Genomic DNA, 2,035 nt, shown 5'->3' on the forward strand with positions numbered 1-2,035 from the left:
ATCTTAGGATGAGCAAGCTCCAGCACATCACCTCTTGCTACTCTACCTTTTATCTCATACACTACAGGACCATAGATACCGCGTTCTACAATGTCATCTACTGTATTGACTTTTGTCATCTTCAAGAATTCAAGATTTAGCTGATCAATAATATCTTTTGATAGACAAAGCATAGATGCACCACTATCAACTATAACATCCTCTAACTCTATCTTCTTAATCTCTTCTTCTTTAATGAGATTGTTTTTAAAATCTCTTAAATCATATAGAGATATCAATTTCAAATTTTCTAATACTTTACCCATATAACTCTCATCTCTTTGCGTTTTTGTTCATTCAGGATTTTTACTGTGACATTTAAGTCGCTTCAGAAAAGGAAGTGCCTCAAGAATTTCCCTATATTCGAAATGCGAAAGAACTCTTCCTGTTTTAATGAAAGAGCATGATTTGATACAAAGTTTTTCATCTATACTGACAAACCAGTCTGCGGCTCCACATCCTAAAAAAGTATCTTTTTGATTTTTCAGACGATAGCATGAACTGAGTTTGACATTGGGGGCTGGAAAAAACTTCACCAGTTGATGTAATTCATCCTCAGTGGGAATAAAGGTGGAGACCAAACCGGAGGCCCTTCCCATTGGTCTTAAAGGCAAAAGTAAAAAATCAGTGACACCTGCTTTTACCAATTTTTCAGCCGCAATCAATAAATCAGGAATTTCACCTTTACGTACCAACAAATTTACTGCGGGAATAGTTCCCCTGCATTCAGCAGCTTTATTAATTTCATTTTTTATGAAGCCGAGTTCCCTATGATGGTGCAAGGAAATTCGTGGAATTACCGTATGGGGAATTCTTGCCCAATCCACCGTTGGTACAGCTGATGTTGTAAAGGAGAGATCACAGCCAAAGGAGCTTAATTCGTTCAGAAGATCATAAAAATCTGCCTTTGCCGTTGGATCATTCCACAGAGTTGGCTCTCCACCCCCCAGTGTAACTGCAAAAACGCCATTTTTATCACAGCTTTCAACCATTTTGACTACATTTTCCAGTTTCCAGAGGGTTTCTCCATCTTTGCCGCTGTCTGCATAGCAGAAGTCACAATTTTTTTCACATCGGGAAGTCAGTGCAATGGAGATATGAACAGGTTTCCACGAAGCATTGGGATTATGGGCAAGCTTAACAATATTGAGAGATTTTCGTGGAAAATAACACCAATCCCCAAACGGAAGATGTGCTGATCTCATTTCATTCAATTTAGTTCTCTTCCTTTCTCTTTAGGATATCATCCATCGCTTATAGTGCGAACCACTCTATCTGGCGAATCCCAGAGCCACCGGCAGAAAATATCTGTAAGATTGTCAACTCTTATCCATGAGTCACTTGTAATGCACTGGATGAACCCCTCGGAATGGGAACCAGACAACAAAAACTGCCTGATCATTGAAAAACGTGCACCCAGTTTTTTCATCATCTCATCCTCTTCGGGATCAAAAAACTCTTGATATAAATCCGATTCTATCTGGTTGTCAATTCGGCTGTAAATTAAAAGAGAAGCTTCTTCACATGATTCCATCTTTGAGGGAATATTGGAAGGGTCATTAAAAAAAATTTCTGATTCAGAGCAGAAGGAGCCAAGTTGTATGGCAAATTCCTCAATAGTATTTACACGCTCATTATTGAAGTAAACCCCGCTCTTTGGACGACAGGTTTCAGCAGACTCAAAAAAATCAGCCACAACCTCTTCCGGTTTAGGATCCCATCCGCTATCCAGCAATCCAGGTATTTCCAACCTGCAGTTGTCTGGATTTTCAATACCGACTTCAACAGGTATTCCGTCAAGACCAACAGTTAAAATCACATGATATGCACCGGAATGATCCGATGGATTACCATACCATATCAGAACTTCTGGCTGCCGTACTATTTCTTTGGATATAGATTGTGATTTCATAAGCCTCCATATAATAAAAGGGTTGTATTACAAAGCCGTTTTGTTAGCCAATGTATTGATTTTTGAGATGTTTCATTCTATTAA

3 protein-coding genes are annotated in these 2,035 nt (G+C 38.9%); all 3 read right to left on the reverse strand.

Features of this window, described 5'->3' with window-relative positions:
* On the reverse strand, positions 1 to 305 hold a 305-nt coding region (locus MTBBW1_RS28845; RefSeq protein WP_080810072.1), incomplete at its 3' end, for a hypothetical protein.
* Between the two features lie 27 nt (positions 306 to 332).
* Positions 333 to 1,244 (reverse strand): radical SAM protein, encoded by a 912-nt coding sequence (locus MTBBW1_RS27030; protein WP_245809580.1) that lies wholly within the window; start codon positions 1,242 to 1,244, stop codon positions 333 to 335.
* 38 nt (positions 1,245 to 1,282) lie between these two features.
* The gene (locus MTBBW1_RS27035) at positions 1,283 to 1,951 is read right to left on the reverse strand and encodes a hypothetical protein (protein ID WP_080810076.1); all 669 of its coding nucleotides are present in this window, start codon (positions 1,949 to 1,951) and stop codon (positions 1,283 to 1,285) included.
* Positions 1,952 to 2,035: the final 84 nt, after the last annotated feature.

The organism is Desulfamplus magnetovallimortis (genome assembly GCF_900170035.1).
Classification (GTDB): Bacteria; Desulfobacterota; Desulfobacteria; order Desulfobacterales; family Desulfobacteraceae; genus Desulfamplus; species Desulfamplus magnetovallimortis.